Genomic DNA, 642 nt, shown 5'->3' with positions numbered 1-642 from the left:
GCAGGCGGGATCTCGCCTCCGAACCCGTCAACCTCAGCGGCAATATCGGCCTCGGTGCCCGTACCGCACTTCTCGAGGAACTGGCGGAACTCGATGCGCAGAAGGCCAAGGTCGCCCATGCGCGGGGGCGCCTTCTGCTCGATGACGCCAAGACCCGCCTCCAGGAGGCCGGCGTTGCCAATGTCGAGACGAAGCTTCGCAACGGTGATCTGGTCGACACCGTGCTGGAGTTTGAAGCCAATGCCGACATCATCGTCATCGGCAAGCGTGGTGAGGGTGCGGACTTCGCCAAGGGCCATCTCGGCTCTAACCTGGAACGTGTCGTGCGCTCGACCCACAAGGCGATCGTCATTGCCTCACGCGCCTTCAAGCCGGTTACCAAGCTGCTGATTGCCTATGACGGCGGCACCATGGCGATGAAGACGGTCGATCAGGTCTCCCGCAGCCCGATCCTTGACGGTCTCGGCTGCAAGGTCGTGATGGCTGGGACGGACACCACCGAGAACCGCAAGAAGCTCGATGACGCTGCGATCATACAAGGCCGCGGGNTATGCCCCGGAAGTCGCACTCCTGCAGGGCGCGGCCGATAAGGTGATCTCGGACATGGTTGAGAAGGAAGGATTCGACCTTCTCAACCATGTC

Annotated in this window: 1 protein-coding gene; it reads left to right on the top strand. The window is 62.1% G+C overall.

Going from position 1 to position 642, the window contains the following annotated elements; all coding sequences use genetic code 11:
- Positions 1–44 precede the first annotated feature (44 nt).
- Positions 45–590, top strand: coding sequence for a universal stress protein (locus QWE_RS24285; protein ID WP_476692171.1), 546 nt, complete (start codon positions 45–47; stop codon positions 588–590).
- Positions 591–642 lie beyond the last annotated feature (52 nt).

The sequence above is a fragment of the Agrobacterium albertimagni AOL15 genome, assembly GCF_000300855.1.
GTDB lineage: Bacteria > Pseudomonadota > Alphaproteobacteria > Rhizobiales > Rhizobiaceae > Allorhizobium > Allorhizobium albertimagni.
This window is presented reverse-complemented; position numbering and strand designations above follow the sequence as displayed.